Annotated in this window: 28 protein-coding genes and 1 tRNA gene; 9 read left to right on the top strand and 20 right to left on the bottom strand. The window is 67.0% G+C overall.

Going from position 1 to position 25,576, the window contains the following annotated elements; all coding sequences use genetic code 11:
- Positions 1-16 precede the first annotated feature (16 nt).
- From HD599_RS02175 to HD599_RS02155, 5 genes are all read right to left on the bottom strand, one after another.
- Complete coding sequence (locus tag HD599_RS02175; protein ID WP_184233230.1) at positions 17-1,018, bottom strand: 4-hydroxythreonine-4-phosphate dehydrogenase PdxA; 1,002 nt, start codon at positions 1,016-1,018, stop codon at positions 17-19.
- Positions 1,018-1,503 carry a ribose-5-phosphate isomerase gene (locus HD599_RS02170; RefSeq protein ID WP_184233228.1) on the bottom strand — a complete coding sequence of 162 codons (486 nt, stop codon included), beginning with the start codon at positions 1,501-1,503 and terminating at the stop codon, positions 1,018-1,020. The genes HD599_RS02175 and HD599_RS02170 overlap by 1 nt, the downstream gene beginning before the upstream one ends.
- Positions 1,500-3,233 (bottom strand): dihydroxyacetone kinase family protein, encoded by a 1,734-nt coding sequence (locus tag HD599_RS02165; RefSeq protein WP_184233226.1) that lies wholly within the window; start codon positions 3,231-3,233, stop codon positions 1,500-1,502. The genes HD599_RS02170 and HD599_RS02165 overlap by 4 nt, the downstream gene beginning before the upstream one ends.
- Positions 3,230-4,201, bottom strand: a complete 972-nt coding sequence (locus HD599_RS02160; protein ID WP_184233224.1) for a sugar phosphate isomerase/epimerase family protein — start codon at positions 4,199-4,201, stop codon at positions 3,230-3,232. Before HD599_RS02160 ends, HD599_RS02165 begins: the two co-directional genes overlap by 4 nt.
- 97 nt (positions 4,202-4,298) lie before the next feature.
- Complete coding sequence (locus tag HD599_RS02155) at positions 4,299-4,988, bottom strand: GntR family transcriptional regulator (RefSeq protein WP_184233222.1); 690 nt, start codon at positions 4,986-4,988, stop codon at positions 4,299-4,301.
- A 17-nt stretch (positions 4,989-5,005) separates the two neighbouring features.
- On the opposite strand from HD599_RS02155, the gene HD599_RS02150 reads away from it, so the two are divergent.
- Positions 5,006-5,413: a VOC family protein gene (locus tag HD599_RS02150; RefSeq protein ID WP_184233220.1), complete on the top strand. Its 408-nt coding sequence runs from the start codon at positions 5,006-5,008 to the stop codon at positions 5,411-5,413.
- An 85-nt stretch (positions 5,414-5,498) separates the two neighbouring features.
- On the opposite strand, the gene HD599_RS02145 is transcribed toward HD599_RS02150, so the two are convergent.
- The 3 genes from HD599_RS02145 to HD599_RS02135 all read right to left on the bottom strand — a co-directional run bounded on the left by HD599_RS02145 (position 5,499) and on the right by HD599_RS02135 (position 7,234).
- Complete coding sequence (locus HD599_RS02145; protein ID WP_184233219.1) at positions 5,499-5,777, bottom strand: DUF1905 domain-containing protein; 279 nt, start codon at positions 5,775-5,777, stop codon at positions 5,499-5,501.
- Entirely contained in the window at positions 5,774-6,049 is a 276-nt protein-coding gene (locus HD599_RS02140) for a DUF2277 domain-containing protein (protein ID WP_184233217.1), read from the bottom strand. The genes HD599_RS02145 and HD599_RS02140 overlap by 4 nt, the downstream gene beginning before the upstream one ends.
- Positions 6,050-6,187: 138 nt before the next feature.
- A complete protein-coding gene (locus HD599_RS02135) occupies positions 6,188-7,234 on the bottom strand; it encodes an alcohol dehydrogenase catalytic domain-containing protein (protein ID WP_184233215.1) in 1,047 nt (348 codons plus the stop codon).
- 185 nt (positions 7,235-7,419) lie between these two features.
- Between HD599_RS02135 and HD599_RS02130 the strand changes: the two genes are divergently transcribed.
- Positions 7,420-7,662: a DUF3072 domain-containing protein gene (locus HD599_RS02130; protein ID WP_184233213.1), complete on the top strand. Its 243-nt coding sequence runs from the start codon at positions 7,420-7,422 to the stop codon at positions 7,660-7,662.
- A 154-nt stretch (positions 7,663-7,816) separates the two neighbouring features.
- On the opposite strand, the gene glsA is transcribed toward HD599_RS02130, so the two are convergent.
- Positions 7,817-8,746 carry a glutaminase A gene (gene glsA / locus HD599_RS02125; RefSeq protein WP_184233211.1) on the bottom strand — a complete coding sequence of 310 codons (930 nt, stop codon included), beginning with the start codon at positions 8,744-8,746 and terminating at the stop codon, positions 7,817-7,819.
- Positions 8,747-8,884: 138 nt separating this feature from the next.
- Positions 8,885-9,529, bottom strand: a complete 645-nt coding sequence (locus tag HD599_RS02120; RefSeq protein ID WP_184233209.1) for a dual OB domain-containing protein — start codon at positions 9,527-9,529, stop codon at positions 8,885-8,887.
- Between the two features lie 198 nt (positions 9,530-9,727).
- Between HD599_RS02120 and HD599_RS02115 the strand changes: the two genes are divergently transcribed.
- The gene (locus tag HD599_RS02115; RefSeq protein ID WP_221420418.1) at positions 9,728-10,270 is read left to right on the top strand and encodes a DUF488 domain-containing protein; all 543 of its coding nucleotides are present in this window, start codon (positions 9,728-9,730) and stop codon (positions 10,268-10,270) included.
- Positions 10,271-10,287: 17 nt separating this feature from the next.
- Entirely contained in the window at positions 10,288-10,725 is a 438-nt protein-coding gene (locus HD599_RS02110; protein WP_184233205.1) for a DUF488 domain-containing protein, read from the top strand.
- Positions 10,726-10,742: 17 nt separating this feature from the next.
- Here HD599_RS02110 and HD599_RS02105 read toward each other — a convergent pair.
- From HD599_RS02105 to HD599_RS02080, 6 genes are all read right to left on the bottom strand, one after another.
- A tRNA-Arg gene (locus HD599_RS02105) sits at positions 10,743-10,817 on the bottom strand.
- A 68-nt stretch (positions 10,818-10,885) separates the two neighbouring features.
- The gene (locus tag HD599_RS02100) at positions 10,886-13,420 is read right to left on the bottom strand and encodes a rhamnogalacturonan lyase (protein ID WP_246376067.1); all 2,535 of its coding nucleotides are present in this window, start codon (positions 13,418-13,420) and stop codon (positions 10,886-10,888) included.
- Between the two features lie 441 nt (positions 13,421-13,861).
- A complete protein-coding gene (locus tag HD599_RS02095) occupies positions 13,862-14,557 on the bottom strand; it encodes a CHAP domain-containing protein (RefSeq protein WP_184233203.1) in 696 nt (231 codons plus the stop codon).
- Positions 14,558-14,858: 301 nt separating this feature from the next.
- Positions 14,859-15,356 carry an HNH endonuclease gene (locus HD599_RS02090; RefSeq protein WP_184233201.1) on the bottom strand — a complete coding sequence of 166 codons (498 nt, stop codon included), beginning with the start codon at positions 15,354-15,356 and terminating at the stop codon, positions 14,859-14,861.
- Between the two features lie 333 nt (positions 15,357-15,689).
- Positions 15,690-16,553 (bottom strand): C40 family peptidase, encoded by an 864-nt coding sequence (locus HD599_RS02085; protein ID WP_184233199.1) that lies wholly within the window; start codon positions 16,551-16,553, stop codon positions 15,690-15,692.
- 244 nt (positions 16,554-16,797) lie between these two features.
- A complete protein-coding gene (locus HD599_RS02080) occupies positions 16,798-17,490 on the bottom strand; it encodes an iron-dependent transcriptional repressor DtxR (protein ID WP_184233197.1) in 693 nt (230 codons plus the stop codon).
- A 122-nt stretch (positions 17,491-17,612) separates the two neighbouring features.
- Between HD599_RS02080 and serC the strand changes: the two genes are divergently transcribed.
- Together serC and HD599_RS02070 are read left to right on the top strand one after the other, a co-directional pair.
- Complete coding sequence (serC, locus tag HD599_RS02075) at positions 17,613-18,722, top strand: phosphoserine transaminase (protein ID WP_184233195.1); 1,110 nt, start codon at positions 17,613-17,615, stop codon at positions 18,720-18,722.
- 144 nt (positions 18,723-18,866) lie between these two features.
- Positions 18,867-19,088: a DUF2530 domain-containing protein gene (locus HD599_RS02070; protein ID WP_184233193.1), complete on the top strand. Its 222-nt coding sequence runs from the start codon at positions 18,867-18,869 to the stop codon at positions 19,086-19,088.
- On the opposite strand, the gene HD599_RS02065 is transcribed toward HD599_RS02070, so the two are convergent.
- Positions 19,085-19,621 (bottom strand): DUF3027 domain-containing protein, encoded by a 537-nt coding sequence (locus HD599_RS02065; protein ID WP_184233191.1) that lies wholly within the window; start codon positions 19,619-19,621, stop codon positions 19,085-19,087. The two genes, HD599_RS02070 and HD599_RS02065, sit on opposite strands and share 4 nt — an antisense overlap.
- Entirely contained in the window at positions 19,614-19,997 is a 384-nt protein-coding gene (locus tag HD599_RS02060) for a cold-shock protein (RefSeq protein ID WP_184233190.1), read from the bottom strand. The genes HD599_RS02065 and HD599_RS02060 overlap by 8 nt, the downstream gene beginning before the upstream one ends.
- Positions 19,998-20,064: 67 nt before the next feature.
- On the opposite strand from HD599_RS02060, the gene HD599_RS02055 reads away from it, so the two are divergent.
- From HD599_RS02055 to HD599_RS02045, 3 genes are read left to right on the top strand one after another with little or no spacing between them, the layout of a single operon-like run.
- Positions 20,065-20,331 carry a multidrug ABC transporter ATPase gene (locus HD599_RS02055; protein ID WP_184233188.1) on the top strand — a complete coding sequence of 89 codons (267 nt, stop codon included), beginning with the start codon at positions 20,065-20,067 and terminating at the stop codon, positions 20,329-20,331.
- Positions 20,318-22,183: a helicase-associated domain-containing protein gene (locus HD599_RS02050; RefSeq protein ID WP_184233186.1), complete on the top strand. Its 1,866-nt coding sequence runs from the start codon at positions 20,318-20,320 to the stop codon at positions 22,181-22,183. Before HD599_RS02055 ends, HD599_RS02050 begins: the two co-directional genes overlap by 14 nt.
- 9 nt (positions 22,184-22,192) lie before the next feature.
- Positions 22,193-23,854: a DNA repair helicase XPB gene (locus HD599_RS02045; protein WP_343061830.1), complete on the top strand. Its 1,662-nt coding sequence runs from the start codon at positions 22,193-22,195 to the stop codon at positions 23,852-23,854.
- Between the two features lie 40 nt (positions 23,855-23,894).
- On the opposite strand, the gene HD599_RS02040 is transcribed toward HD599_RS02045, so the two are convergent.
- Positions 23,895-24,659 carry a pyrimidine reductase family protein gene (locus HD599_RS02040; protein ID WP_184233184.1) on the bottom strand — a complete coding sequence of 255 codons (765 nt, stop codon included), beginning with the start codon at positions 24,657-24,659 and terminating at the stop codon, positions 23,895-23,897.
- Positions 24,659-25,465 carry a dihydropteroate synthase gene (folP, locus tag HD599_RS02035; protein ID WP_184240189.1) on the bottom strand — a complete coding sequence of 269 codons (807 nt, stop codon included), beginning with the start codon at positions 25,463-25,465 and terminating at the stop codon, positions 24,659-24,661. Before folP ends, HD599_RS02040 begins: the two co-directional genes overlap by 1 nt.
- Positions 25,466-25,576 lie beyond the last annotated feature (111 nt).

The following is a 25,576-nucleotide window of genomic DNA, read 5'->3' as shown; positions in this document are numbered from 1 at the left end:
TAAGTGGAGTGAGTGACTAGTCGGATGTCGGCCGGCGGCTGGCGATCTCGACCGCGAGGTCGAACGCGTGGGCGGTGGCGCCGAGGTTGGCGACGCCCTTTCCGACGATGTCGAACGCGGTGCCGTGGGCCGGTGTCGCGATGACGACCGGCAGCCCGCCTTGAATGGTGACGCCGCTGTCGAAGCCGATGAGTTTCATCGCGATCTGACCCTGGTCGTGGTACATCGTGACGACGCCGTCGAAGTCGCCGCGCTTGGCCGCGATGAAGATGGTGTCGGAGGGGAAGGGACCCTTCGCGTCGATGCCGAGAGCGACGGCTTCCTCGATGCCGGGGGCGATGATGTCGATCTCCTCACGGCCGAAGTTGCCGTTCTCGCCCGCGTGCGGGTTCAGGGCACAGACGCCGAGGCGCGGTGCGGGGTTGCCGGCGTCGCGCAGCGTCTCGTGCAGCAGGTTGATGGCGGCGACGACGGCGGGCTGCGTGATGTTCTCGGCGACCTGCGACAGCGGCACGTGCGAGGTGACGCGGGCGGTGAACAGGCCGGGCAGCACGTTGAGCTCGCTCGTGACGCCGGTGTGGCCGAGCTCGGTGGCGAACCAGCGCAGCTCGTCCTGCTCGTGCATGCCGGCGAGGTGCAGGCTCGTCTTGTTGAGCGGCGCGAAGACGATCGCGCCGATCTTGCCGTCACGGGCCATGGCGAGGGCGCGCAGCAGCTGGTGCTTCACGCGCGCGCCGGCCTCGACGCTGACCTTCTGCTTGACGATCGGCTCGGCGGGGGCCGAGTTGTCGTCGAGCAGCACGGCGAATCCGGGGGTGGGCTCGTCGGCGAGCGGGATGGTGACGCCGGCCGCGGCCTCGGCGTCGGCGAGCTCGCTGCGGTCGGCGAGGATATAGACCTCCGCCTTCTGCAGCGTCTCGGGGCGTGCGAGCAGCTTGGCGGCCAGTTCGGGGCCGACGCCGGCGGGGTCGCCGAGGGTCAGGGCGATCTTCGGGCGGACTGTCGTTGCGGAGGCCATCAGAGTGTTCCTTCTGTCGTTGCGGTGGATTCTTCGTAGTTCGTGAGCACGTCGACCTTGGCGGCCGAGGCGGAGGCGGGGTCGAAGCGGTAGTCGAGCCACTCGCGCACGAGTCGGCGGGCGAGCTCGATACCGATTACCCGCTGGCCCATGGTGAGCACCTGCGCGTCGTTGCTCAGCACGCTGCGCTCGACCGAGAAGCTGTCGTGCGCGGTGACCGCGCGAATCCCCTTCACCTTATTCGCAGAGATGGCGACGCCGAGGCCCGTGCCGCAGAAGAGCAGCGCGCGGTCGGCGTCGCCGGCCGCGACCAGTTCGGCGGCCGCGATGGCCACGGTCGGGTACGGGGTGTGGCCGTCGGCGTCGACTCCGACGTCGGTGACGGACGCGACGCGGGGGTCGGCCAGCAGATCCTTCTTCAGGATCTCCTTGTAGTCGACTCCGGCGTCGTCGCTGCCGATGACGATGCGCAGTGGTTCGGTCATGACTGGTCCTTCGTGCTGGTCGCGAACGCGGCGCGTCCGACGGTGGTGGCGATGCGGGCGAGCGAGATCGCTCCGGCATCCGGGTGGCCGAGGCTCTTCTCGGCGAGGGGGCGTGCGCGCCCGAGTTTCGGACGCAGGTCGGCGGTCGCGACGGCGGCGGCGGTCGCCGCTTCGGCCGCGGCGGTCCACGCCGCGGCGACGCTGTCGCCGGCGTCGACGCGGGATGCGAGGGTGTCGGCGAACGGGGTGAACGCGTCGATCATGGTCTTGTCGCCGACCTCGGCCTTGCCCATGGACTGCATGGCGGCGAGTCCCGCGGCGACCGCGTCGACCACGGAGTGCGCGTCGAGCGACGATGCGGCGCCGAGCGAGCGGCCCGCGGCCTGGAGCGCATTGCCCCAGAGAGCCCCGGAGGTTCCGCCGGCGTGCTCGGCCCAGCCGTCGCCCGCTTCGATGAGCAACGCGCTGACGCCCGCACCCTCGTCGACCACGCGCTGGGCTGCGTCGACCGCGCCGGTGACTCCCCGCGACATCCCGATGCCGTGGTCGCCGTCGCCGGCGATCGCGTCGATCAGACCGAACTCCTCCTCGCTCTCGAGGATCATCTCCTTCACGGCGACGAACAGGGCGAGGCCGGCGGGTGCCGCGGCCCGGTGCTGCTCCGACTCGGCGGTGGCGCCGCGCAGGTCGACGCGGCCCGCGCCGGCCGCGGCATCCGTGTCGAGCTCGCGCTCGATCGATCCCTTGCGGAACGCGGGGGTGTCGGCGGGCGCCGTCCAGAATGCCTCGAGTGCGTCATCCGGCCAGAACAGGGTCAGCGAGACGCCGGCCATGTCGAGGCTCGTGACGAGTTCGCCGCACTCGGGGGCGACGATCGTGAGGCCGGCGGCTTCGAGCCGCTGGGCGACGGCGCCGAAGAGCACGAACAGTTCGTCGTACTTTACGGCGCCGAGGCCGTTGAGAATCGGGATGACGCGGTCCGACGCGCCGCTCGGACGCTCGGCCAGCAGCCTGTCGACGAGGATGTCGGCAAGGCCGTCGGCGGTCGGCACGGGCATCTCGGAAATACCGGGTTCGCCATGGATGCCGAGGCCCAGCGACATCATGCCCTCGGGCACGGTGAACAGTTCGTCGGATGCGCCGGGCAGCGTGCAGCCGGTGAAGGCGACGCCGAGGCTGCGGGTGCGGTCGTTGGCGAGGTTCGCGAGGCGTTCCACCTCGTCGAGATCGGCGCCGGCCTCGGCCGCGGCTCCCGCGACCTTGAAGACGGTGAGGTCGCCGGCGATACCGCGGCGCTTCGCGATCTCGTCGACCGAGCCGCTGGCGATGTCGTCGGTGACGGCGACGATACGCGCGTCGATGCCGTCGGCGACGAGGCGGTCGCGGGCCTGGCCGAAGTTGAGCACGTCGCCGGCGTAGTTGCCGAAGGTGAGCAGCACGCCCGCGCCGCGGTCGACGGCTTGCGAGACGCGCACGACCTGGCCGGCGGACGGGGAGGCGAACATGTTGCCGCACGCGCTGCCGGAGGCGAGGCCAGGACCGACGAGTCCGGCGAAGGCCGGGTAGTGGCCCGAGCCGCCGCCCACGACGACGGCGACCTGTCCGGCGGGGATGCGGGTGGCGCGCACGACGCCGCCGTCGACGGCCCGCACGTACTGGCGGTTGGCGGCGACGAAACCGGCGATGGCCTCGTCGGCGAACGTCTCGGGCTTGTTGAGCAGGCGGGTCATGAGGCGGCCCCCTCGGTGACGGCGGCCTCGACCGGCTGCTCGGCGGCGTCGGGGAGGAGCGTGCGCAGGTAGCGCATGTTGGTGGCGCTGACGCCGAGGCCGTCGCCGCCGTAGTGCTCGCAGCAGAGCACGCCCTGGAAGCCGAGCGACAGCGCGTCGCGCACGGCGGTGCGGTAGTTGATGAAGCCGAGTTCGAGCGGCGCGGGGATCGAGATCACGGCACCGGTGACGGGGTCTTCGTCACGGAAGTAGTTCTTCACCTGCCAGTAGTTGGCGTACGGCAGGGTCTTGGCGAGCATCTCCTGCCACTTCTCGATCGGCCGGTGCAGCCGCACGAGGTTGCCGATGTCGGGGTTGATGCCGACGTTGTCGAGTCCGATGTCCTGCACCAGGTTGACGGCGCTGTCGGCCGTGCCGAGGTAGGTGTCTTCGTAGAGTTCGAGCGAGACGACCATGTTGTTCTCGGCGGCGTGCGTGCCGAGGTCGCGGATGCGCTCGACGGCGAGCTTCCATACCTCGGGGTCGCCGACGGGGTCGGAGGCACCGGGCGCGGTCCAGAACCAGAGCTGTTCGCGCTGCTCCGCGGTCAGCGCTCGATGCAGCCCGATCGAGAGCACCTCGACGCCGATCGACGCGGCGGCGTCGATGGTGCGGTGGGCGTACTCGAGGTTGGCGACGCCGTCGACGGGGTCGATGACGCTCTGGCGCACGACGGAGAGCGACGGCACGCTGAGCCCGACCGACGTGGCGGCCAGCTCGAACTCGATCAGCCGCTCGGTGCTGAGGTCGGCGATGCGCAGCCAGCTGTCGGTGAGGTCGAGGTGGCGGAAGCCCACGCGGGCGACATCGGCCAGCGTCGTGAGCCACTCCCCCACGTCGGCATTCTGCACCGACGTCCCGTCGGCCAGGGTTCCCGGGGACTGCAGCAGCGCGGCCGCGATCGGCCAGTTGTCGCTCGTATAGGGCATTCGACACCTCGTTGTGGTCGCACGGCTGGGCCGCGGTCAAATCATCTTTCCTATAGGATTCCCGCTCGAAGAGAGAATGTCAAGGCGTGCGGCCGGCTCAGGCGTGGAGGTGGGCCTCGTCGGAGATCGCCCGATGCTTCACCATGGCGATGTGATCGGCCATTTTCTCGCGCGCGAGCTCGGCTTCGCCGGCCTGGAATGCAGTGAGGATGTCGGTGTGCTCGGCGATCGCGAAGTCGGCGTCGCTCACGCCGAGGCCGCCGAAGAGACGGAAGCGCTGCACGTGCCCGCCGAGCGCGGTGTAGGCCGACAGCAGGAAGCGGTTCTTGGCGCCCTCGGCGATGAGCCGGTGGAACCGTTCGTCTGCCTGCCAGTACGGGCGGATGCTCGACGACTGGTTGTCCTTGAACTCGGCCAGGTCGCGGATCGACCGCTCGAGCTGGGGAATCAGCTCGGTCGCCGACTCGGCGCAGGCCCGGAACGCGTTTTCGGGTTCGAGCACCGAACGGGCGTCCATCAGCTCGTCGAGCTCGACCGCGCTGAACAGCGGGGCGACGCGGTACCCCTTGAGCGCCTCGCGCACGACGAGCCCGGTGGACTCCAGCCTGGCCAGAGCCTCGCGGATCGGCGTCTGCGACAGCTGCATCTCACGCGACAGCGCGTCGATGTTGAGCGGCTCCCCCGCACCGAGACGGCCGTCGACGAGCGCGACCATGAGCTCGTCGTACACGTGGTCGGCGAGCACCTGTCGCGTTGCCGCTGGGCGTCCCGTGGATCCTATAGGCATGCGCATATCCTATGTCCATGATCTCCTCTCACGTCGGCAGACTCGACCACGTCGGCATTGCCGTCAGAGACGCGGATGCCGCCATCCCCTACTATCGCGACGCCCTCGGGTTCCCCGTGGTCGGCGACGAGATCGCGACCGACCCGGGCGTGCGGCTGGTCTACCTCGACGCCGGCAACGCATTCATCCAGCTCGTCGAGCCCGTGCGTGACGACGCTCCCGTCGCGATCTGGCTGCGGACGCACCCCGAAGGGCTGCACCACGTCTGCTTCCGCACCGACGATCTGCGCGCCTGCGAGCGCGAACTCAACGGTCCGGGCGACTCGTCGATCTTCCGCGCGGGCCGCGGTGACAACGCGTTCTTCCTCACCACCGAGCCCAGCAACACCAAGATCGAGATCGTCGGCCCGCCGGTGGTCGAGTAGCACCGTCGACGGCGCGTATCGAAACCTCCCAGCAGCGGGTTGAGCCTGTCGAAACCCCCGCTTCGACAAGCTCAGCGACCGCGCTCTACGCCAGCCGCTCCGTCAGCCGCATAACGACCTCGTCTCCGACATCCTTGCCCAGCGTCTTTCGTAGTTTCGCGCTCACCGAGAACATGTGGCCGCCGGTACCGGTCGGCATAAAACCGCCCGTCACGGGCACGTCGTCGATCGTGCCGACCACGCGCACCGACTTGCCGGTACCGAAGAATTCCGCCGACCCTGGCATCTCGATGCACGACCAGATCTCGCCCTTCACGTCGACGCCGATCGGCGCGACGAAGGTGTGGTCCAGCGGGGAGCTCACGACGCGGTCGCGAACCGCTTCGCCGACCGCTCCTTGGCCTTTGCGGCCTCGACCTCGCGATTCTTCGGCGGGGCGTTGGTCACCCAGTCCTCGAGCAGGTGGTGGGAGATGTGGGCGATCTCGTGGACGGCGCGGTTGAAGGCCTCTTCGTTGACCTTCGACGGCTTCGTCGATCCGCTGATCTTGCGCACGAATTGCAGTGCGGCGGCGTGCACCTCGTCGTCAGTGGCGGCGGGCTCGAAATTGTTGAGGGGATGAATGTTCCGACACATACGTCGAGGGTAGCGACGGCGTCCGTTCGACGATAGACAGAACCGCATGGAACCGCGCATCGCGCTGATCACCCTCGGAGTCGCCGACCTCGCCCGCGAAGCCGCGCGGCCGCCGAGACGACCGCGCGGCATACTCGACTACGGAACGATGACCGCGCGACCGCGGATGCTGTTCGCCGCCAGATCTTCGTAGGCCTGGGGGCCGTCGTCGAGGCTGTAAGTCTCGGTCTGCACGTGGATCTTGCCGGCACGGGCCAGGTCGAGTACCTCGATCAGCTCGGAGCGGGAGCCCCAGTAGGGAATGCGCACGGCCGCGTCGAAGGCGATCGCCCCGAAGCCGAAGGTCATCATTCCCCCGCCGATGCCCACGATCGTGACATCCGAATCGACGGCGGCCACGCTCTGGGCGAGCGCCATCGTCGGGTTCGCACCGACGAAGTCGAAGACGGCGTTGGCGCCGAGCCCGCCGGTGATCTCGCGGATCTTGTCGGCCGCGGCCGCGTCGCTGATCAGCACCACGTCGGCACCGACCTCGGTTGCGAGCTTCAGCTTCTCGTCGTTGACGTCGAGGGCGATGACGGTCGCGCCCGAGAGCGCCTTGAGGATCTGGATGCCGACGTGCCCGAGCCCGCCCGTTCCGATGACGACGGCGAAGGTGCCCGCGCCGAGCTTCGGCAACGAGCGCTTGATCGCGTGGTACGGGGTGAGGCCGGCGTCGGTGAGCGAGACGTTCTGCACGGGGTCGAGGTCGCCGAGCGGCACGAGGTGACGGGCGTCGTCGACGATCATGTACTCGGCCATCGAGCCCTGGCTGCCGAGACCGGGAGGGCGGATTCCCTCGGCGGCGGCGTTGGTGCAGTAGTTCTCCATGCCTTGCGAGCAGTTGTGGCAGCGGCCACAGCCCCACGGTCCGTAGACCGCGACGGCGTCGCCGACCTTGAGGGTGGAGTCGACTCCCTCGCCGATCTCGTGCACGATTCCGGCGCCCTCGTGGCCGAGGGTCAACGGCAGCGGGTAATTCTGTTCGAGATAGTCCTTCTCGGGCAGGTTCATCACCCAGTCGTCGGAATGGCAGACGCCACCCGCGGTGACCTTGAGCAGAACCTGTCCGGGTCCGGGGGTGGGGATCGGGATGTCGACGACTACCGGCGGCTTACCGACTTCGACGTAACGCAGGGCTTTCACGGGTCCTTCTTTTCTGGCGGATCGAGAGGTCTGCCGCGGATTGCGGTAGGCAGGGAGCAGTCGATCCCGCCTCCCCAATTATGAACGACATGTGTTGCATGGATGCCGGGGGTTGAACTCTTCGCGCATGGCACGACCCGACGCAAGGCCTCGCCCCGCGCCATCCGCCCGCTTACCGTGGACGGATGACTGACGCACCAATCGAAGACCACCCCGACGTTCTCGGCGCGAAGACCGACGACCCCAACCCCGCTGCGAAGGACCCGTCCGACTGGGTCACCGGCGACGAGCCGATGACCGCGGCACAGCGCAGCTACCTCGACACCCTGGCCCGCGAGGCCGGCGAAGAGATTTCCGCCGACCTCACGAAGGCCGAGGCGTCCGAGCACATCGACCGCCTGCAGGCAAAGACGGGCCGCGGCCAGTAACGAAAACCCGGTGGTTGAGTAGGTCGCTCAGCGACCGTATCGAAACCCTTGAGCGGATTGAGCTCGTCGAAACCTCCAGCGGGTTGAGCCTGTCGAAACCCCCAGCGGGTTGAGCCCGTCGAAACGCCCAGCGGGTTGAGCCTGTCGAAACCCTTTACCCGAACACATGCAACCCGAGCTCGTCCGACAACTGCTCGCTGGCCAGCACCCCGCGCACGCTGTTCCCTTCCTCATTGAGCGGCGGGCTGTAGACGCCCATGCCCAATCGCCCGGGCGCGGCGGCGACCATCCCGCCCGAGACGCCCGACTTGGCGGGCAGCCCGACGCGGCGCAACCAGCGACCGGAACCGTCGTACATGCCGCACGTCGCCATCACGCTGAGCGTTTCGGTCACGAGCTCGCGACTGAGCGCCTGCACGCCGGTCGCCGGGTTGCGGCCGCCGAACGCCAGCGTGGCGCCCATCATCGCGAGCACCTCGGTGTCGACGAGCACCGAGCACGCCCGCGCGTAGACGGAAATCGCGTCATCCACCTCGACATGGAGGGTGCCCGCCGATCGCATGAGGTAGCCGAGCGCGCGGTTGCGGTCGCCGAGGAGGCGCTCGGACCCGGCGACGTCCGCGTCGACCGCGAGGTCGCGGCCGGCGATCTGCGACAACCCCGACAGGATCCGGTCGAAGCGCTCGTCGGCGGTCGACCCGTTGACGAGACTCGCGGTCAGCAAGGCCCCGGCGTTGACCATCGCGTTCGGCGGTCGGCCGGTCTCGGATTCGAACACGATCGCATCGAACGCCTGACCGGTCGGCTCGGTGCCGACGGCCTCGAGCACGTCGTCGCCGCGGTCCATAAGCGCGAGCGCGTAGACGAACGGTTTGACGGCCGACTGCAGGGAGAAGGGAACGCGCGAATCCCCCGCCGAATGGATGTCGCCCTCCGACGTCACCGTAGCGACGCCGAATAGCGACGGATCGGCCTTCGCCAGCTCGGGAATACTGTCGTCGACTTCTCCGCCGTCCGTGCCGCGCAACCGCCGGTCGAGGGCAGCGAGGTCGTAGCGGGCGAGGGCGTCTTCGGCAGGCGTCATCCGGCCAGTCAAGCAAACGCGGCTGTGGGACTGCCCGCGATTGCCAAACCAACTCGTGCGACGGTCGTTCTTGGGCCCAAGAAAGTCAGCTCAGACGCAGAAACTGACCTGAATTCCATCGCCTCTGGCAGGCCTTAGCTACTGAGCGATTACGCCCGCAGCCAAGATGTAATGCCGGGTCGAATCCGGCATCAACTCTCCGACAGAAATTGTGACGAAGCAGGGCCCGAACTGCATTCGTGACCCTGCCGTGCGGTCTGGGAAACCAGCCCACTGCTCACCCGTATAAGGAAGGTTCCACCCGCCTTGTTCAGTCATGAAAATGGCGCGCGGGCGGAGAACCCCTGACGAATTCGTCTCCCAAGACATAACTAGATTTTCCGTGAAGAGAAGTGCCAGCGACTGACCTACCACGCCTGCGTCATACTCCGTCTCATCCACGAAGGTACGCGGAACGATAGCGAAGGCGGGCAGTTGAGCGTGAATGTATTCGAGGCGTTGTTCGAGCTCGACAGACGTGAGTGGCTCAGCACGGCTTATCTCGGAGTTGATAAGGAGGACATTCTCCGATTGATGCCGAAGCGGGACCCCAAGACCCAACCCGAGACGAATCGAATCACCCGGTTGCACTTGCTCTCCGCCAATCCACAGCCGCGTGCTCTCAATCCCGAGTCCGCCCGGGTTTTCGACCGCACGTACCCAGTTATTGGATTCATCAAGTCCCGCCAAGCAGCGTCGTTTCATCTTGTAGGAATTTGCGAGGACTAACATCGTTGTGGTCACGTTTGTGAGCATATGTCTTGATTGTCCGTGTCGATAGAACCCCGAGTGGGGGACACTTCTCACGGGCACCCTAGTCCACCGCTACGCTGGCAGCGCTGAAGAACGACGAGTTCGAAAAACGCCGCACGTGATGGAAGGACGAGGAATATTCACAATGTGATGACTGTCGGGCATTCGACTCATGACATCGATCGTTTCGTGTCATTGCTTCTTGCGAACGATGTGACTGCCGTTGCCGATGTGCGCTCCGTACCCGCGAGCCAGTTCACCCCACAATTCAACCGAGAAGCGCTCAAACGGAAACTTCGCGAAAACGGGATCAAGTACGTGTTCTTGGGCGATGAGTTGGGAGCTCGATCACGTGACCCTTCCTGCTACGTCGACGGCCGGGTGCAATACGACCGACTAGCGGGGACAGACTTGTTCAGGAATGGAATAAAGCGCTTGAGGGTAGGTGCTGCCACGGAATCCATCGCGATAATGTGTGCCGAGCAGGAGCCGCTCGATTGCCACCGGACAATCCTGGTTTCGAGAGTGTTGCAAAACGAGGGAATACACGTCACGCATATTCACGCCGACGGTCGCTTAGAAACGCACAACGAAGCAATGGAGCGATTGATGAAATCATTTGGACTCGGAGAGGCCGACCTGTTTCATGACAAGCAGGAACTGGTAATTCAAGCCTTGAAAAGACAAGAAGAGAAGATCGCCTTCACCGCGAAGACTTGGACACTAACTTGAACGAAGATCTGGGGGCGATGACAAAGATCTACACGATAGGTTTCACTCAAAAAACGGCTCGGACCTTTTTCAGGCGGATTTCAGACTCAGGCGCAACCCGATTAGTTGACGTGAGACTGAACAATGTGTCGCAACTCGCAGGATTCGCAAAGAGGGACGACTTGGAGTATTTCTTACGAGAGCTTAACGACGTCACATATTTTCACGACCTGCGCCTCGCTCCAACGAAGCCAATGTTGGACAGTTATAAGAAGCACGGTATGAGCTGGCAGGACTATGCATACGAGTATCAGGCGTTAATGGCGGAAAGAGAGATCGAAAAGGTCTTGTCTCCTGACGCGATGCAAAATACTGTTCTGCTCTGCAGTGAGTCGTCTGCGCACCATTGTCATCGCCGAATACTCGCCGAGTACCTCGCAAGCGCTTGGGGCTCGGTCGAGATCGAACACCTTTGACGCGGGATAATGCCTATTGGTGCCCCTGGAGGGACTCGAACCCCCAACCTAATCCTTAGGACGGACTTGCTCTTCCATTGAGCTACAGAGGCCAGCGAAACGAGTTTAGCGCGCGAGCGCTGGGTGGGGCCGCCGCTCTGGCAGCGGCGGCCCCGACTCGTTAGCGCTTCTTGTACGTTTGCGACCAGGAGCTCGCGACATCCACCGGTATGAAGTACCAGTCGGCTGCCACGGCCGTCACGGTCACGGTCGACGACCGGCCGACCTTGTACGTGCCCGCCTTCTTCACCTTGTCGTCGACGAGATACGAGACGCCCGGCGTCGACGGGATCGTGTAGCTGTCGTCCCGCGTCCCCCTCTTGTCACGGAACGTCGGCACCGCCGGCGTCACCGCCACGGTCAGCAGCGGCACGGTCGCGAAGTCGGTGTCCGACGCGAGGTAGAAGCCGGGGTACGACGGCTGGTTGTACGTCACGTTCTGACGCGCGACCTCAGCCCGGTACTGCTTGTCGTGCATGAGCGTGTACAGCTTGCGATCGGTCACCTCGGTAGAGATATAGATCCGGATGGCGCTGGAATCCGCCGTGCGAACGAGCAACTCCTCGCGCCAGTCGCCGAACACGTCGGCCACGAGGTTCGCCGTGCCCTTGGTGCCGTTGTTCGTCCGGGTTCCGGCGGCGGTGAGGAGCGTGCCGGCGGTCCAGGAGTCGATCGTCACGTCGGCGTCGGCGGTGCCGTTCACGAGCTGCGTCGTGCCGTCGGCCGCCCAGCGGATGCTCTGGTTCGTCCCCGGCTGCGCGGCACCGAGCGAAGCACCCGCCGCCGACCGCAGACCGATGGCCCAGGTCTCGAGACCGGGGACGGTCGGGTCGACGTCGCCGACCATGCCGCGGCCGGTGTCTTTGCCGCTGTACTCGCCGTAGAGCACGTCGCCGGTCGCGGCATCCCGCAGTGCATAGCCGTAGGGAGCGTAGGTCGCACCCTCGTGCACCGTGAAGATCTCGAGTCCCGGGCGGGCGGGGTCGATGTCGGTGACGTGCATCGCGTCGCCGTGCCCGAGCCGTGCCTCGGTTCCCGGCGCCGCGCTTCCGGCGGGCAGGGTCGCCGACGAGCTGTAGAGCAGGCTGCCGTCGTCGTCGAGCGTGGCGGATCCGTAGACGATCTCGTGCTTGCCGTCGCCGTCGACGTCCGCCGCACTGAGCGAGTGGAAGCCCTGCGTGGTGATCGAACCGTAGACCGGGTCGCTGCCGTCGCGGCCGTGCGGGGAGTCGTTGAACGGGTTGGTCATCGGCGGGAAGCCGCTGTCGACGTTCCACTGGGTGGTGATCTTCTTACCGTCCCAGCCGTAGGACATGACCGTGGTGCGCGTGTAGTAGCCGCGGGCGAAGATCGCGCTCGGGTGCACGCCGTCGAGGTAGGCGACGCCGCCGAGGTAACGGTCGACCCGGTTGCCCGGCTCGATGCGCGCCATCGCGTAGTCGCCCCACATGAGCCCGTCGTCGACGCGGTCGGTGGTGAACGGGATCGTCTGGAGTTCCTTGCCGGTGGCCCCGTCGAACATCGTCAGGTATTCGGGACCGCTCAGGATGAAGCCCTCGAAGGTGCGCAGCACGTTGCGGGCGCTGCGGGCGGGAGCGTAGACGTCCATGAAGTAGTCGACGAGCTCCTCGGCGTCTTCGCGCGCGAGCGGGTACTCGTGCGTGACGGGCACGCCGAACGCCTCCTCGAGCGTGGCCGGCCAGTTGCCCGCGACGACTTCGGGGTGCTCGGTCCACCCCTCGAACACCCCGACCAGGTGCTCGTAGTAGCCGTCCTTGCTCACCCGGTAGTCGTCGGCGTTGGTGTAGCCGGCGGCGACGTCCTCCGCGGGCAGCGTGATCGGGCTCGTCTTACCGGTCGTGTAGTTCGTCGTCGTCGTGCCGGGAGCCGTCTTGAGCAGCATCTCGGATTTGCCGTCGCCGTCGTAGTCGTACGCGAGCATCTGCGTGTAGTGCGCCCCGGCCCGGATGTTCACGCCGAGGTCGATGCGGTTGAGCAGCGTTCCGTCGGCCCGGTAGGTGTCGACGAAGACGTTGCCGGTGTAGCCGATCTGCGAGACGTCCTTCGCGTTCGACGGTTCCCACTTCACGGTGTACTCGTACTCTCCGTCGCCGTCGACGTCGCCGACCGTCATGTCGCTCGCCGAGTAGGTGTACGCCTCGCCCACGGGAGTCACGCCGTCGACGGGCTTCTGCAGCGGAAGCTCCGCGTAGCCCTGGGCGAGCGGCGTCACCGGGTCGCTGGGCTTCGCCTCGATACCGTTCTTCACGGCAGCGACCGTGTACGTGGCGGCGGGTGTGCCCGCGGCATCCAGATAGTTGGTGCTGTCGGTGACGGTGGCCAACGCCTGGCCGTCGCGGTAGACGACGAAGTCGCTGCCGGTGAGGCCGGTCTCGCTCGCGCCGGTCGCTTCGTTGACGAGCAGCCGCCAGCTCAGAAAAACGCCGTCGGCGGTGGATGCCGCGACCAGGCCGCGATCGAGGGCTTCGAGTTGTGGCGTGCCGGCGGGGGCTCCGGTGCTGGGCTTTCCTCCCCCATGGCCGGGGCCGTGGCCCGGGCCGTTTGCGGAAGCCGCGGTCGCGCCTCCCACCATCAGGGCGACGCCGGTCGCGAGGGCGGCCAGGCGCAGCGGTAGTCGTGCGGACAGATTCGACATTGAACCTCCAGGTTGCGGGAAAACGTTTACCGTTCCTGTGGGAAGTCTATGGCCCTCATTCGGGGGTGGTCAAGAGCGCGGCGGCGGATCGCCCGCGCTGCCTGCGCATCGACGGGACGACTGCGGCGCGGCGCCGATGCGCAGACGTCCCGGGACTGCGCAGGCACCGGCGGCGCGGAGGCTCGGTGTGGGGTCCGGGGTCCGGGGTCCGGGGTCCGGGGTGTGCGGCGCTCAGCGTCGTCGAGCGCGCTGAGGTTTGTGCGGAGGGCGCTGAGGTTTGTGGCGCACGCGGGGGCACGAACGGGCGCGTGGGAAACAAAGGTCAGCGCACGGGGATTTCGACGGGCTCAACACGCTTCGGGCGCGAGGGTTTCGACGGGCTCAACCCGCTTCGGCGCCGAGGGTTTCGACAGACTCAACCCGCTACCACCGGCAACGGGGCTAGCGCGGCGGGGGCGACAGGAAGAGCTCGACGCTCGTCGCGGGGATCGTGCGCGTGCTGTACGTGAACGGGATGTTGTTGTATTCCTCGAGGTCGACGGTGCCGTCCGCGTTGACCGCCTTCACGTAGGCGACGTGATTGTTCGACCACCATGCGATATCGCCGGCGACGGGCGAGTTGTTCATCGGCCAGCCGTGGCCCTCCCACGCCCGCTTGAAGTCGCGGGCATTGCCGCCGTTCGGGGTGAGGTAGCCCCAGGTGTAGGCGAAGGGGGCCGTGACGCTGCCGACGTCGCGGTTGAGACGCCAGACGACGAAGTCGACGCACTGGCGGTAGACGTAGCGCAGCGGCGAGAGGCTCGTGGTCGGGCCGTCACGCCACGGATAGTCGTCGCCGGCCTGCGGCACGCTCGAGGGCACGTAGCTCGCGGCGGCGATCCGGGTGGCAGCGGCCGCAGCGGCAGCCGCTTCGGCGCGAGCGCGGGTGAGGTCGGCGACGCTGGTCGACGAGAAGCTGTCACGCGCGATCGACCCGACGGACGCGCCCGCGTCGACCGAGACCGTCACTGTCTCGACATCGGCGACCGGGATCGTCTCCTCTTCCGGTTCGGCGAAGGCGAATGCCGGCAGCGCCATCGGGGCCACCATCATCGCGACGGCGCCGAGCACGAGCACCGTCGTCACCTGCTTGCGCACACTGGGAAGGCGGCTCGGTCGGATCGCGCGGCGTGTAGACAACACGGGCTGATCGACCACAGAGGAGACCCTTCAAAGGGAACGGGAACGTCTAGCTAGGTCGAGCATAGGGGCGAATCGGGGTACGCGCGAGACCTTTTCGTTATAAAGGGGCGCTTCGACGAGCTCAGCGACCGAGGGGTTTCGACAGGCTCGACTCGCGACAGAGGTTTCGATACGGCCGCGGGCGGCCTACTCAACCACCTGCGAGACAGGGTTTCGACAAGCTCAACCCGCTTCGACAAGCGCAGCGACCGGTCGGCTACGCCGCGGGCGCCAGGTACTCTTCCCAGTCGGGCATCGCGCGTTCGATTCCCCGCGCCATCCATGACGCCCCATGGGGAGCCCGCGGAATCACCCGCAGCCGCCAGTTCATCTCGCTCGGCGTGCGGTTTCCCTTCACGTTGTTGCACTTGAGGCAGCACGCGACGAGGTTCTCCCAGCTGTCCTTGCCGCCGCGCGACCGGGGCGTGATGTGGTCGATTGTCGAGGCCGGTCCGGCGCAGTAGCCGCACCGGCTGTTGTCCCGCCGCAGCACGCCGCGTCGCGAGACGGGCACGCTGCGCCCGCTCGGGATGCGCACGTAGCGCCGCAGGATGATCACCGACGGCCGGTCCCAGGCCCCCGACAGACCGAAGACCGGATGCTCGCCATCCGATGCGATGATCGTCGCTTTTTCATTCATGACGAGCACAAGCGCTCGCTTGAAGGACACAACGCCCAGGGGCTCGTAGCCCGCGTTCAGTACCAAAGTGCGCATCGTCATCCTTCCGAAAGCGCCTGCACGGCTTGCAGGCATTCGACATGCGTTTCTCGGGGCTGCCCCGTCGTTCTAGAAGCGAGCGGACAAACAAAAAGGCACTGTCAGTGAGACAGTGCCTGGTTGGTGCGCGCGCGTATAAATACGCACCGCGATCCGCTGTGCCGTATGGGCAGACAGGCGCAAACATCCGTGGTTTGGATGTCGCGCTCGCTGTACATCGGCTCTCCTAGAACTCGTTGAACTCCAAGGTCTACAGGTTAACCCAAAAACGACGAACCACAACTAAGTGGCCCGCCGTTGCAGGTAAACAGTCTGTTTCGCGTCAGTAAATCAAATGCCAATGCGCACGATGTAGTACGAGGTCGTCCAGATGGGGCGGATGCTGACGACGCCGCCGGCACGCGGGGCGTCCATGATGAGGCCGTTGCCCATGTAGATGCCGTCGTGGCCCGACATGATCACGATGTCGCCGGGCACTGCGTCGGCGATAGCGATCTTCGTTCCTGCCGCTGCCTGGCCGCTCACCGAGTGAGGGAGGGCGACACCGAACTGCGCGTAGACGAACTGGATGAAGCCGGAGCAGTCGAAGCCGGAGGGCGTCGCGCCGCCGTAGACGTACGGGGTGCCGAGGTACTGCTGGCCGACGCCCGCGACCGAGTTGAGGTCGAAGGTCGGGTACGCGGGGTTGGCGAGGTAGTCGCTCGCGGTGGGGCCCGTATACGCGGAGTAGCTGGCGGCGAGGGCGACGCGGCGGCGTTCCGCGGCGAGTTCCTCGGTGGAAGTTGCGGTGAACGAGTCGCGGGCGACGGTTCCGGTGGCTGCGCCGGCGTCGACGAGCACGGTCTGCGCGTCGGTGGCCTTGTACTCCTCGAGCGCCTGCGAGGCCTCGATGTCGGCCGTGTCGGCGACGGGAGCGAATGCATAGGCGGGAAGGGCGACGGTCGCGAAGAGCCCGGGCACGACGACCGCGATGACGGCGGTGCTCAGCAGGCTGGACTTGCGCTTCTTCTTGGCTGCGGTCGCGGCGAATGCGGGAACGCTCAGAACGGCGGTGCCAGCGGCCGGCTTCGGGATTGCGGCAGCAGCAGCGGAACGCTCGCGGAATGATCCGGCTCGGCGGGTTTTACGTGCGGCTCGGCGAGAAGCAAACTGTGTCGGGTCTTCCGCCGGGTTTTGTGGTCCTACTTTGGTCAAGAGATTTAACCTCCTGCGTCTCGGCAACTCTAGGTCGTTGCCCAATCACGTTTCGTATATATATTCACGTACCGGCAGCATGAGAAAGGTGAACGAGACGTCATGTGCTGGGTCCATGACCGGCATTTCTGGTCGGGAGGACTTTACGACCCTAGGGGACAAAACGCGCTTTGTCACCTTTTCGTGATAATTCAGACGCAACCTGTGAACAAGTTGAATCGATAAATAATCTAGACTCCGAGATTTAGACCCCGACGAAAATGTGCACGGCGACCTCGTTGGGCAGCTCGAGGCCCTCGCCGAAACCGTCGACAGCGATGAAGACGTAGGACCCCGCGGCGGAGATGGTCGCGGTGGCACCGGGCATCACGCCGGCACTCTGCAGCTGCTGGAGAAGCTCCGGCTCGAACTGCACGGGTTCGCCGAGGCGACGGATGACGCCGCTGACGGATTCGGTCGTTCCATGCACGCGCTCGACGAGGTTGACGACGCCGTCCATAAACGCGGGAGCCGCTTCGTGGCCCAGTTCGTCGAGGCCGGGGATCGGGTTGCCGTAGGGCGATTCGGTGGGGTTGCCGAGCATCTCGAGGATGCGGCGCTCCACCTGCTCGCTCATCACGTGCTCCCAGCGGCAGGCCTCGTCGTGCACGTAGGCCCAGTCGAGGCCGATCACGTCGGCGAGCAGTCGCTCGGCCAGGCGGTGCTTGCGCATCACGTGCACGGCCTTGCTGCGTCCCTCGACGGTGAGCTCGAGGTGGCGGTCGCCCTCGACCACCACGAGGCCGTCGCGCTCCATACGTCCGATGGTCTGCGAGACCGTGGGGCCGGAGTGGCCGAGGCGCTCGGAGATGCGGGCGCGCAGGGGCACGATGTGCTCCTCCTCTAGATCGAGGATGGTACGCAGATACATTTCAGTGGTATCAACAAGATCCGTCATCGAGGCCTCCAGCTGGCGCGCGTTACTTTAAGACCCAAGACTAACTGTTTGATAACGCCTCTCACTGCCGTTGCGCAGCCGAGCCACAAAACCGTCACCGATTCGGCCAATAGAATTAACGAATGACGATCGTGATTCCCAGTGACCTCCTGCCCGTTGATGGCCGTTTCGGCTGCGGACCCTCCAAGGTCCGTCCCGAACAGCTGGCGTACCTCGCGGGTGCCGGCGCATCCATCATGGGCACGTCCCACCGTCAGGCGCCGGTGAAGGATCTCGTCGGCCGCGTGCGCACCGGTCTCTCCGACCTGTTCCGCCTCCCCGACGGCTACGAGGTCGTTATGGGCAACGGCGGCTCGACCGCGTTCTGGGACGCCGCCGCGTTCGGCCTCATCGAGAACCGCAGCGAGAACCTCACGTTCGGCGAGTTCGGCTCCAAGTTCGGTGCCGCAGCCGGCGCCCCGTGGCTCACCGCCCCGCACATCATCAACGCTGCCGCGGGCACCCGCTCGCAGGTCGAGGTGCTCGAGGGCGTCGACGTGTACGCGTGGCCGCAGAACGAGACGTCGACCGGCGTCATGGCTCCCGTCACCCGCGTGAACGGCGACCCGGGCGCGCTCACCGTCATCGACGCGACGAGCGCCGCCGGCGGCATCGACTTCGACGCCAGCCAGGCCGACGTCTACTACTTCGCCCCGCAGAAGAACTTCGCTTCGGACGGCGGCCTGTGGTTCGCGCTCTTCTCCCCCGCCGCGATCGAGCGCGTCGAGCGCATCGCGGCGAGCGGCCGTTACATCCCCGAGTTCCTGTCGATCAAGAACGCGATCGACAACTCGCGCCTCAACCAGACGCTCAACACCCCGGCGCTCTCCACGCTGCTGCTGCTCGAGAACCAGGTCGAGTGGATCAACGGTAACGGCGGGCTCGCGTGGGCCGACTCCCGCACCAAGGAGTCGTCGAGCGCCCTCTACGAATGGGCGGATGCCGCCAGCTTCGCGACGCCCTTCGTCGCCAATACGGAGGACCGTTCACAGGTGGTCGTCACGGTCGACTTCGACGACGCCATCGACGCCGCGAACATCGCCAAGGTGCTGCGCGCCAACGGCATCGTCGACACCGAGCCGTACCGCAAGCTCGGCCGTAACCAGCTGCGCGTCGCGACCTTCGTCGCCGTGGAGCCGAGCGACGTGCGCCAGCTGATCGCGTCGATCGACTACGTGGTGGGCGCGCTCTAGGCAGGGCTGCAAAAAGCGGATTGAGCCGCTAATAGCGGATTGAGCCTGTCGAAATCCCCCTACGCCGGGGTTTCGACAGGCTCAACCCTCTTAACAAGGGTTTCGACAGGCTCAACCCGCTTTAGGGATCAGTAGGCTGGCGCCATGCGGCTCTGGCTCAAGGACTCCGAACGCCGGCCCGACCCTGCCCCGGTGACGACCGACGACCGCAAAGCGGTGCTCGCCGGTCTGGCCCTCTGGCTCGTCGGCACGGTTATCGTGCTGATCGTCGTGCCGGAACCCTGGCTCATCGCCACCTGCACGGTGGGATTAGTGCTCGGCCTGATCGGCCTCGTCTACACCCAGCACCGGCGGCGAAACAGCTAGTTCGCCTCGTCGTCCGACTCGTCGAGGTTGTCGATGTCGACACCGTCGACGTCGCCACCGTGCACGACATGGATCACGTCGTCGGCGTCTTCGTCCTCGTCGTCGGACTCGTCGTCATCCGTCTCGTCGTCGTCTTCTTCTTCGTCGTCGATGTCGTCGTCGTCATCGTCCGATTCGGAATTGTCGTCGGCAGACTCGTCGCCCTCGACCTCTTCGCCCGCTTCGAGCTGCGCGGCCTTGTAGTCGGCCAGGCGGTCGCTCCACGGCACCCAGTCGGGAGACAGCAGTGCGCCTTCGGCCGGCATGAGTTCCACTTCGAGCGCGGTCGGCGCTTCGCCCTCGACCTCGGCGACGCTGACCGTCCACTTCCAGCCGGGGTACCCGGCCATGGCGCTGTCGAAGAGGACGGAGACGACGCCGTCGCCCTCGTCGGTCTCGCCGGCGGGGTCGCCCACGGTCGACGCGTCAGTGATCTCCAGCAGGGCGGCGTAAGCAACCTCGAACTTGGAGGGAAGAGCGATGGACTCAGGCATCGAGTTCGTCTGCAACCTTGCGCAGCATCTGCGCGATCTTGCCACTGTGGCTCTTGTCGGGGTAACGGCCGCGCTTGAGGTTCGAGCCGATGCCGTCGAGCAGCTTCACCAGGTCTTCGACGATGATCGCCATGTCGTCGGCCGGCTTGCGGTTGAGCTTGGCGAGGCTCGGAGGCGTGTCGAGCACGCGCACGGAGAGTGCCTGCGCACCCTTCTTACCGTCGGCGATACCGAACTCGAGCTTCATGCCCGCCTTGATTCCCACGGTTCCCGCCGGGAGCGCGGACGCGTGCAAAAAGACTTCCTGGCCGTCATCCGCACTGATGAAGCCAAAGCCCTTCTCTTCGTCGTAAAACTTAACCTTGCCGGTTGGCATCGCGTAACTCCCTTATGAATGGTGCGCTCAATCGTAGAGGCACCACTGTGGCCCTATCCTTGTGACTGTGGCAGATAAATCCCCAGTAATCGTCAATCGTAACGAACGCATCATCGCTTACATGCTCGCGTCGGCAGTAGGGCTGTCAATTCTGTCGATTATCGCGATCATCGCGGGCACGGGCCTCGGCGTGCGTAATTTCGGCGAGGGCATCTGGCCTGCCATCATCCTGCTCCCCTACGTCGGGCTGCCGATCGGCTTCCTTCTGGTCATCGTGCTCGTCGTCGTGAGCGGTATCCGCAAGAGTCGCGCGGCCCGGGATGCCGGCAAATAGCAGCTCCACACTCGCGCTGGCCGGTCGCCTGCGCGCGTCGAACGACACCGACCTCGTCACGCTGCTGCGCGCGCGCTCGGTGCGCGACGTCGGCATCGGCGACTTCTTCGACCTGGCCGACAAACTCCTCGACCGCACGTCGATCCAGAGCGCACTCTCCGCTCTCGACCGCCCGACACTGACCACCCTCGGCGTCGTCGCCGAGATGAGCGGGGCGGATGCCGCGACCGACGCCGCCGCGATCGCCGACCGCCGCGCCGCTCTCGGTGCGCCGGCCGATGCCGCGCAGATCGCCGAGCACCTCGCGACCGCCGAGTCCCTCGGCCTCGTCGACCGCGACGACAGCGGATTCCGCGCCTGGGACGCCGTCGTCGACCAGCTCGCCGAGTGGCCGCTGCTCGACCTGCCGACCCTCGCCGAACTCGCCCGCCCGTGGCAGCCGAGCCACGACGGCACCGCGGCCATCGACGAGCGGGCCACCGACGCCCTCGCCGCCGAACACGCCTTCGCTACCACCATGGCCGTCGTCGAGCTCGTCTCCGAACACCAGCACGAACCGGCCCGCGAGCTCGCCAAGGGCGGCCTCGCGCTTCCCGACCTCAAGCGCCTCGCCACAGCCGCGTCGATCGAGCTCGACCAGGTCGCCGCGCTGCACGGCATCGCGGTGCGCTCCGGACTGCTCGTGCTCGACGGCACGCAGTGGGTGCCGACCACCGACGCCGGCCCGTGGATGCAGCAGTCGACGCCTGACGTCTGGGCACGCCTCGCCGGCGCCTGGCTGGCCGAGCTCCCCCGCGACATCCGCACCCTGCTCGCCGGCCGCACGCACGACCGCTGGGACGAAGAGTTCGTCTCCCTCGTCGCCTGGCTCTACCCCGCCGGCGGCCAGTGGATGCACGACCGGGTCGTCGCCCGCGTGCGCGCCGCGGAACTGCTCGGCGTCATCGCCGGAGCCACCCCGTCGACCCCGGGCGGCCTACTGCTGACCGAGGGGCCGGATGCCGCGGCCGCCGCCATGGCCACGATGCTGCCGCGCGAGGTCGAGCAGGTGTACGTGCAGAACGACCTCTCCATCGTCTCCCCCGGCCCGCTCGCCCCGCGGCTCGACGCCCGGCTGCGAACCATCGCCGCGGTCGAGAGCCACGCGCTCGCGTCGAGCTACCGGGTATCGCCCGCGAGCGTCAACCGTGCCTTCGCGCTCGGCGAGACCGCGTCATCCATCACCGACTTTCTCGGCACCATCTCTCTCACCGGCATTCCGCAGCCGCTCTCCTATCTCATCGCCGAGGCGGCCGCCCGCTACGGTCTGGTGCGGGTCGGCTCGATCGAGGGCGGGCGCAGCTACGTGCGCTCGACCGACGAGAATCTGCTCGGCGCGATCCTCGTCGACCAGTCGTTGAGTGCGCTGTCGCTGCACCGCGACGCGATGGGCCGTGCGGTCAGCCGCTACGACGAGAGCGTCGTGTTCTGGGCGCTGAGCGAGGCGCGCTACCCGGTCGCCGCCGAGAACGCCGACGGCGAGACCCACGCGCTCGCCCGCCCGCAGGCAGCGCCTCCCGTGCGGCAGCCGGTGGCGAACGTCGCCGCGGAGATCGTCTCCCGGCTGCGCGAGGTGGCGCCCGAGGCCGAGCAGGACAACGACCGCGCCTGGATGGAACGCCAGCTCGACGCCGCCGTCAAGGCACGACTGACCATCGCCGTGACGGTGACCGTGCAGGACGGGTCATCCGTCGACTATGTTCTCGAACCCACCGGGCTCGGCGGCGGCCGTCTGCGAGCCCGCGACCGCAAGGCCGACATCGAACGCACGCTCCCGCTCTCACGCATCACCTCGGTCAGCAGCGCGGTCTAAGCTGTCGAGGTGAATTCGCCCGAAGCACCCAACGGCCCGCTGATCGTGCAGAGTGACCGGACGGTCCTTCTCGAAGTGGCGCACCCGCTCGCGGACGACGCGCGCCACGACCTCTCGGTCTTCGCCGAGCTGGAGCGGGCGCCGGAGCACATCCACACCTACCGCATCACCAAGCTCGGCCTCTGGAACGCGCGCGCCGCCGGGCACACCTCCGCCGACATGCTCGCCACGCTCGAGAAGTACTCCAAGTACGCCATCCCGCAGGTCGTCTCGGTCGACATCACCGAGACCGTCGGACGCTACGGGCGTCTCGTGATCGAGCGCGACGCCGAGGGCGTCCTGCTGCTGACGGCGACGGATGCCGCGGTGCTGGCGGAGATCGCCCGTGGCAAGAAGGTCGCGGCCCTGCTGTTCGAGCGCCGCGGCGACAACACCTACGTCGTGCAGGCCTGGGCCCGCGGTCAGCTCAAGCAGGAGCTGCTCAAGATCGGTTGGCCCGCCGAGGACCTCGCCGGCTACACACCGGGCACGCCGCACGAGATCTCGCTGCTCGACAACGGCTGGCACCTGCGCCCGTACCAGAACGATGCCGTCTCCAGCTTCTTCGAGCAGGGCTCCGGCGTCGTCGTGCTGCCCTGTGGCGCGGGCAAGACGCTCGTCGGCGCCGGCGCGATGGCGGTCGGCAAGACCAACACCCTGATCCTCGTGACCAACACGGTATCGGCACGCCAGTGGCGCAACGAGCTGCTCAAGCGCACCACCCTCACCGAAGAGGAAGTCGGCGAATACTCGGGCCTCGTCAAAGACGTGAAGCCTGTCACTATCGCGACGTACCAAATGCTCACCGCCAAGCGGAAGGGCGAGTACGCCCACCTCGCGCTGCTCGACGCGCTCGACTGGGGCCTCGTGATCTACGACGAGGTGCACCTGCTGCCCGCGCCCGTGTTCAAGCTCACCGCCGACCTGCAGGCGCGCCGCCGTCTCGGACTCACGGCCACGCTCGTGCGCGAGGACGGCCGCGAGGGCGACGTGTTCAGCCTGATCGGCCCGAAGCGTTTCGACGCCCCGTGGAAGGAGATCGAGGCGCAGGGCTTCATCTCTCCGGCATCCTGCTACGAAGTACGCATCGACCTGCCGCAGCAGGACCGCCTCGAGTACGCCGCGTCGGCCGACGACGTGCGCTACCGGCTCGCGGCGACCGCCCCGGCGAAGCTCGACGTGGTCAAGCGGCTGGTCAAGAAGCACGACGGCGAGCAGATCCTCGTGATCGGCCAGTACCTCGACCAGATCGACGAGCTGTCGGAAGCACTGGACGCCCCGGCACTCACCGGCTCGACGCCCGTCGCCGAGCGCGAGCGGCTCTATCAGGCGTTCCGCGAAGGCACGCTCAAGGTGCTCGTGGTGTCGAAGGTCGCGAACTTCTCGGTCGACCTGCCCGAGGCCACGGTCGCTATCCAGGTGTCGGGCTCTTTCGGGTCACGCCAAGAGGAGGCGCAGCGCCTCGGACGCCTGCTGCGCCCGAAGGAGAGCGGCCTGCCCGCCAACTTCTACACGCTCGTCGCGCGCGACACCGTTGACCAGGATTTCGCGCAGAACCGCCAGCGGTTCCTCGCCGAGCAGGGGTACAGCTACACGATTCTCGACTCCGACACGCTCGACGCCGCCGCGTAGGCTCCCCGGTCGCTGATCCTGTCGAAGCGGTTCTCGCGCGCTACGCCCCTTCGACAGGCTCAGGGACGGCCCGCGTGTACCGCAACAGCAGCGTGCTCTCGTGCCGCAGCACCCGGCCGAGCTCTAGTTGCACCGGCACGTCGAGGTCTCCGTGCGAAATCCGCCGCGCATTCCCGGCCTCGAGCCGCGCCGCGACGGTGAGGCAGAGCTCGTCGACCGCGCCGGCCGCGGCGAGCGAGCCGAACAGCGAGGGTCCGCCTTCGTTCAACACGTGCAGCAGGCCGCGCTCGTGCAGACCGGCGAGAGCGAGCGGCATGTCGACCGACGTCTGCCCGGCGACGATCACGTCGGCCAGCCCGTCGAAGGCGGCGAGCTTCGCGGCGGTCGCCCGATTGGTCGTGACGATCACGGGCAGCACGGGTGCCTCCGTGAAGATCGTCGAGGTCGGGTCGAGGTCGAGCGACCCCGAGACGATCGCGAACACCGGGTGCGGCGGCAAACCGCGGCCAACCCGCCAGGCCGCGGACTCGTCGCTCACCCGCAGCGGACCGTAGCCCTCGTCGCGCACGGTCCCCGCGCCCACGAGCACGACATCGCTGACGCGACGCAGCAACTCGAACATGCGCTTGTCTGAGGCATCGCCCAGGCCGCCCGAGACTCCGGCGGTGGTCGCGGCTCCGTCCACGCTCGAGACGAAGTTCACCCGCAACCACGGCCCGCCCGGGGCGGCGAGGTCGGCGACGATCTCGTCATCGCCGAGGTCGTCGAGAAATTCGGGCCAAAGCTGATCGATGCGGGGCTCCATCAGCCTATGTTATGGCGCAGGTACGCCGGTTCGCGGTCGCCGAGGATCGCCTCGGTCATGCGCATCGCCGCGACCGCCGCCGCGACGTCGTGCATGCGCACGATGCGGGCACCCTTCAAGACGCAGACCACCGCGGCCGCGATCGACCCCTCCAGTCGGTCTTCCTTCGCGGCATCCAGCACCTCGCCCACGAAGTCCTTGCGCGAGACCGCCACCAGCGTCGGCAGTCCGATCGCCACGATCTCCTCGAGACGTCGGGTGATCTCGAGCGAGTGCAGCGTGTTCTTGTTGAGGTCGTGCCCGGGGTCGACGATGAGCCGGTCGCGCGGGATACCCGCGGCCTCGGCACGCGCGACCCGGTCGACGAGGAACTCCACCACCTCGGCGACCACGTCGCCGTACTCCGGACGCGGCGGCTCGCTGCGGGGCGGCGCGAGGCTGTGGGTCAGCACGAGGGTCGCGTCGCTCTGGGCCACGACCGCGGCCATGTCGGTGTCGAAGAGGCCGCTCGTGTCGTTGATGACTCCGGCGCCGGCGGCGATGCTCAGGCGGGCGACCTCGGCGTTGAAGGTGTCGACAGAGACGACGATGTCGGATGCCGCGTGGATACCCTCCACGACCGGCACCACCCTGTCGATCTCCTCCTGCAGCGAGACGGCGGGGCCACGCCCGAACGGCACTCCCCCGATGTCGACGAGGTCGGCGCCGTTCGCCCCCGCGACGAGTGCCGCCTCCACGGCTTTGTCGAGGGCGAAGGTGGCACCCCGGTCGTAGAACGAGTCGGGTGTGCGGTTGACGATCGCCATAACCGCCACCCGCTTGTCGAACACGCTTGCCCCCACGTTGCTCCCTCTCGTATCGTCAACGTTTATTGTGCCGTGGCCGGGCGCTTGGCTGCCTCATTCGATTGGCACACA

The sequence above is a fragment of the Conyzicola lurida genome (genome assembly GCF_014204935.1).
GTDB classification, from domain to species: Bacteria; Actinomycetota; Actinomycetes; order Actinomycetales; family Microbacteriaceae; genus Conyzicola; species Conyzicola lurida.
The sequence above is the reverse complement of the archived record's forward strand: the minus strand, read 5'-3'. Positions and strand labels throughout refer to the sequence as shown.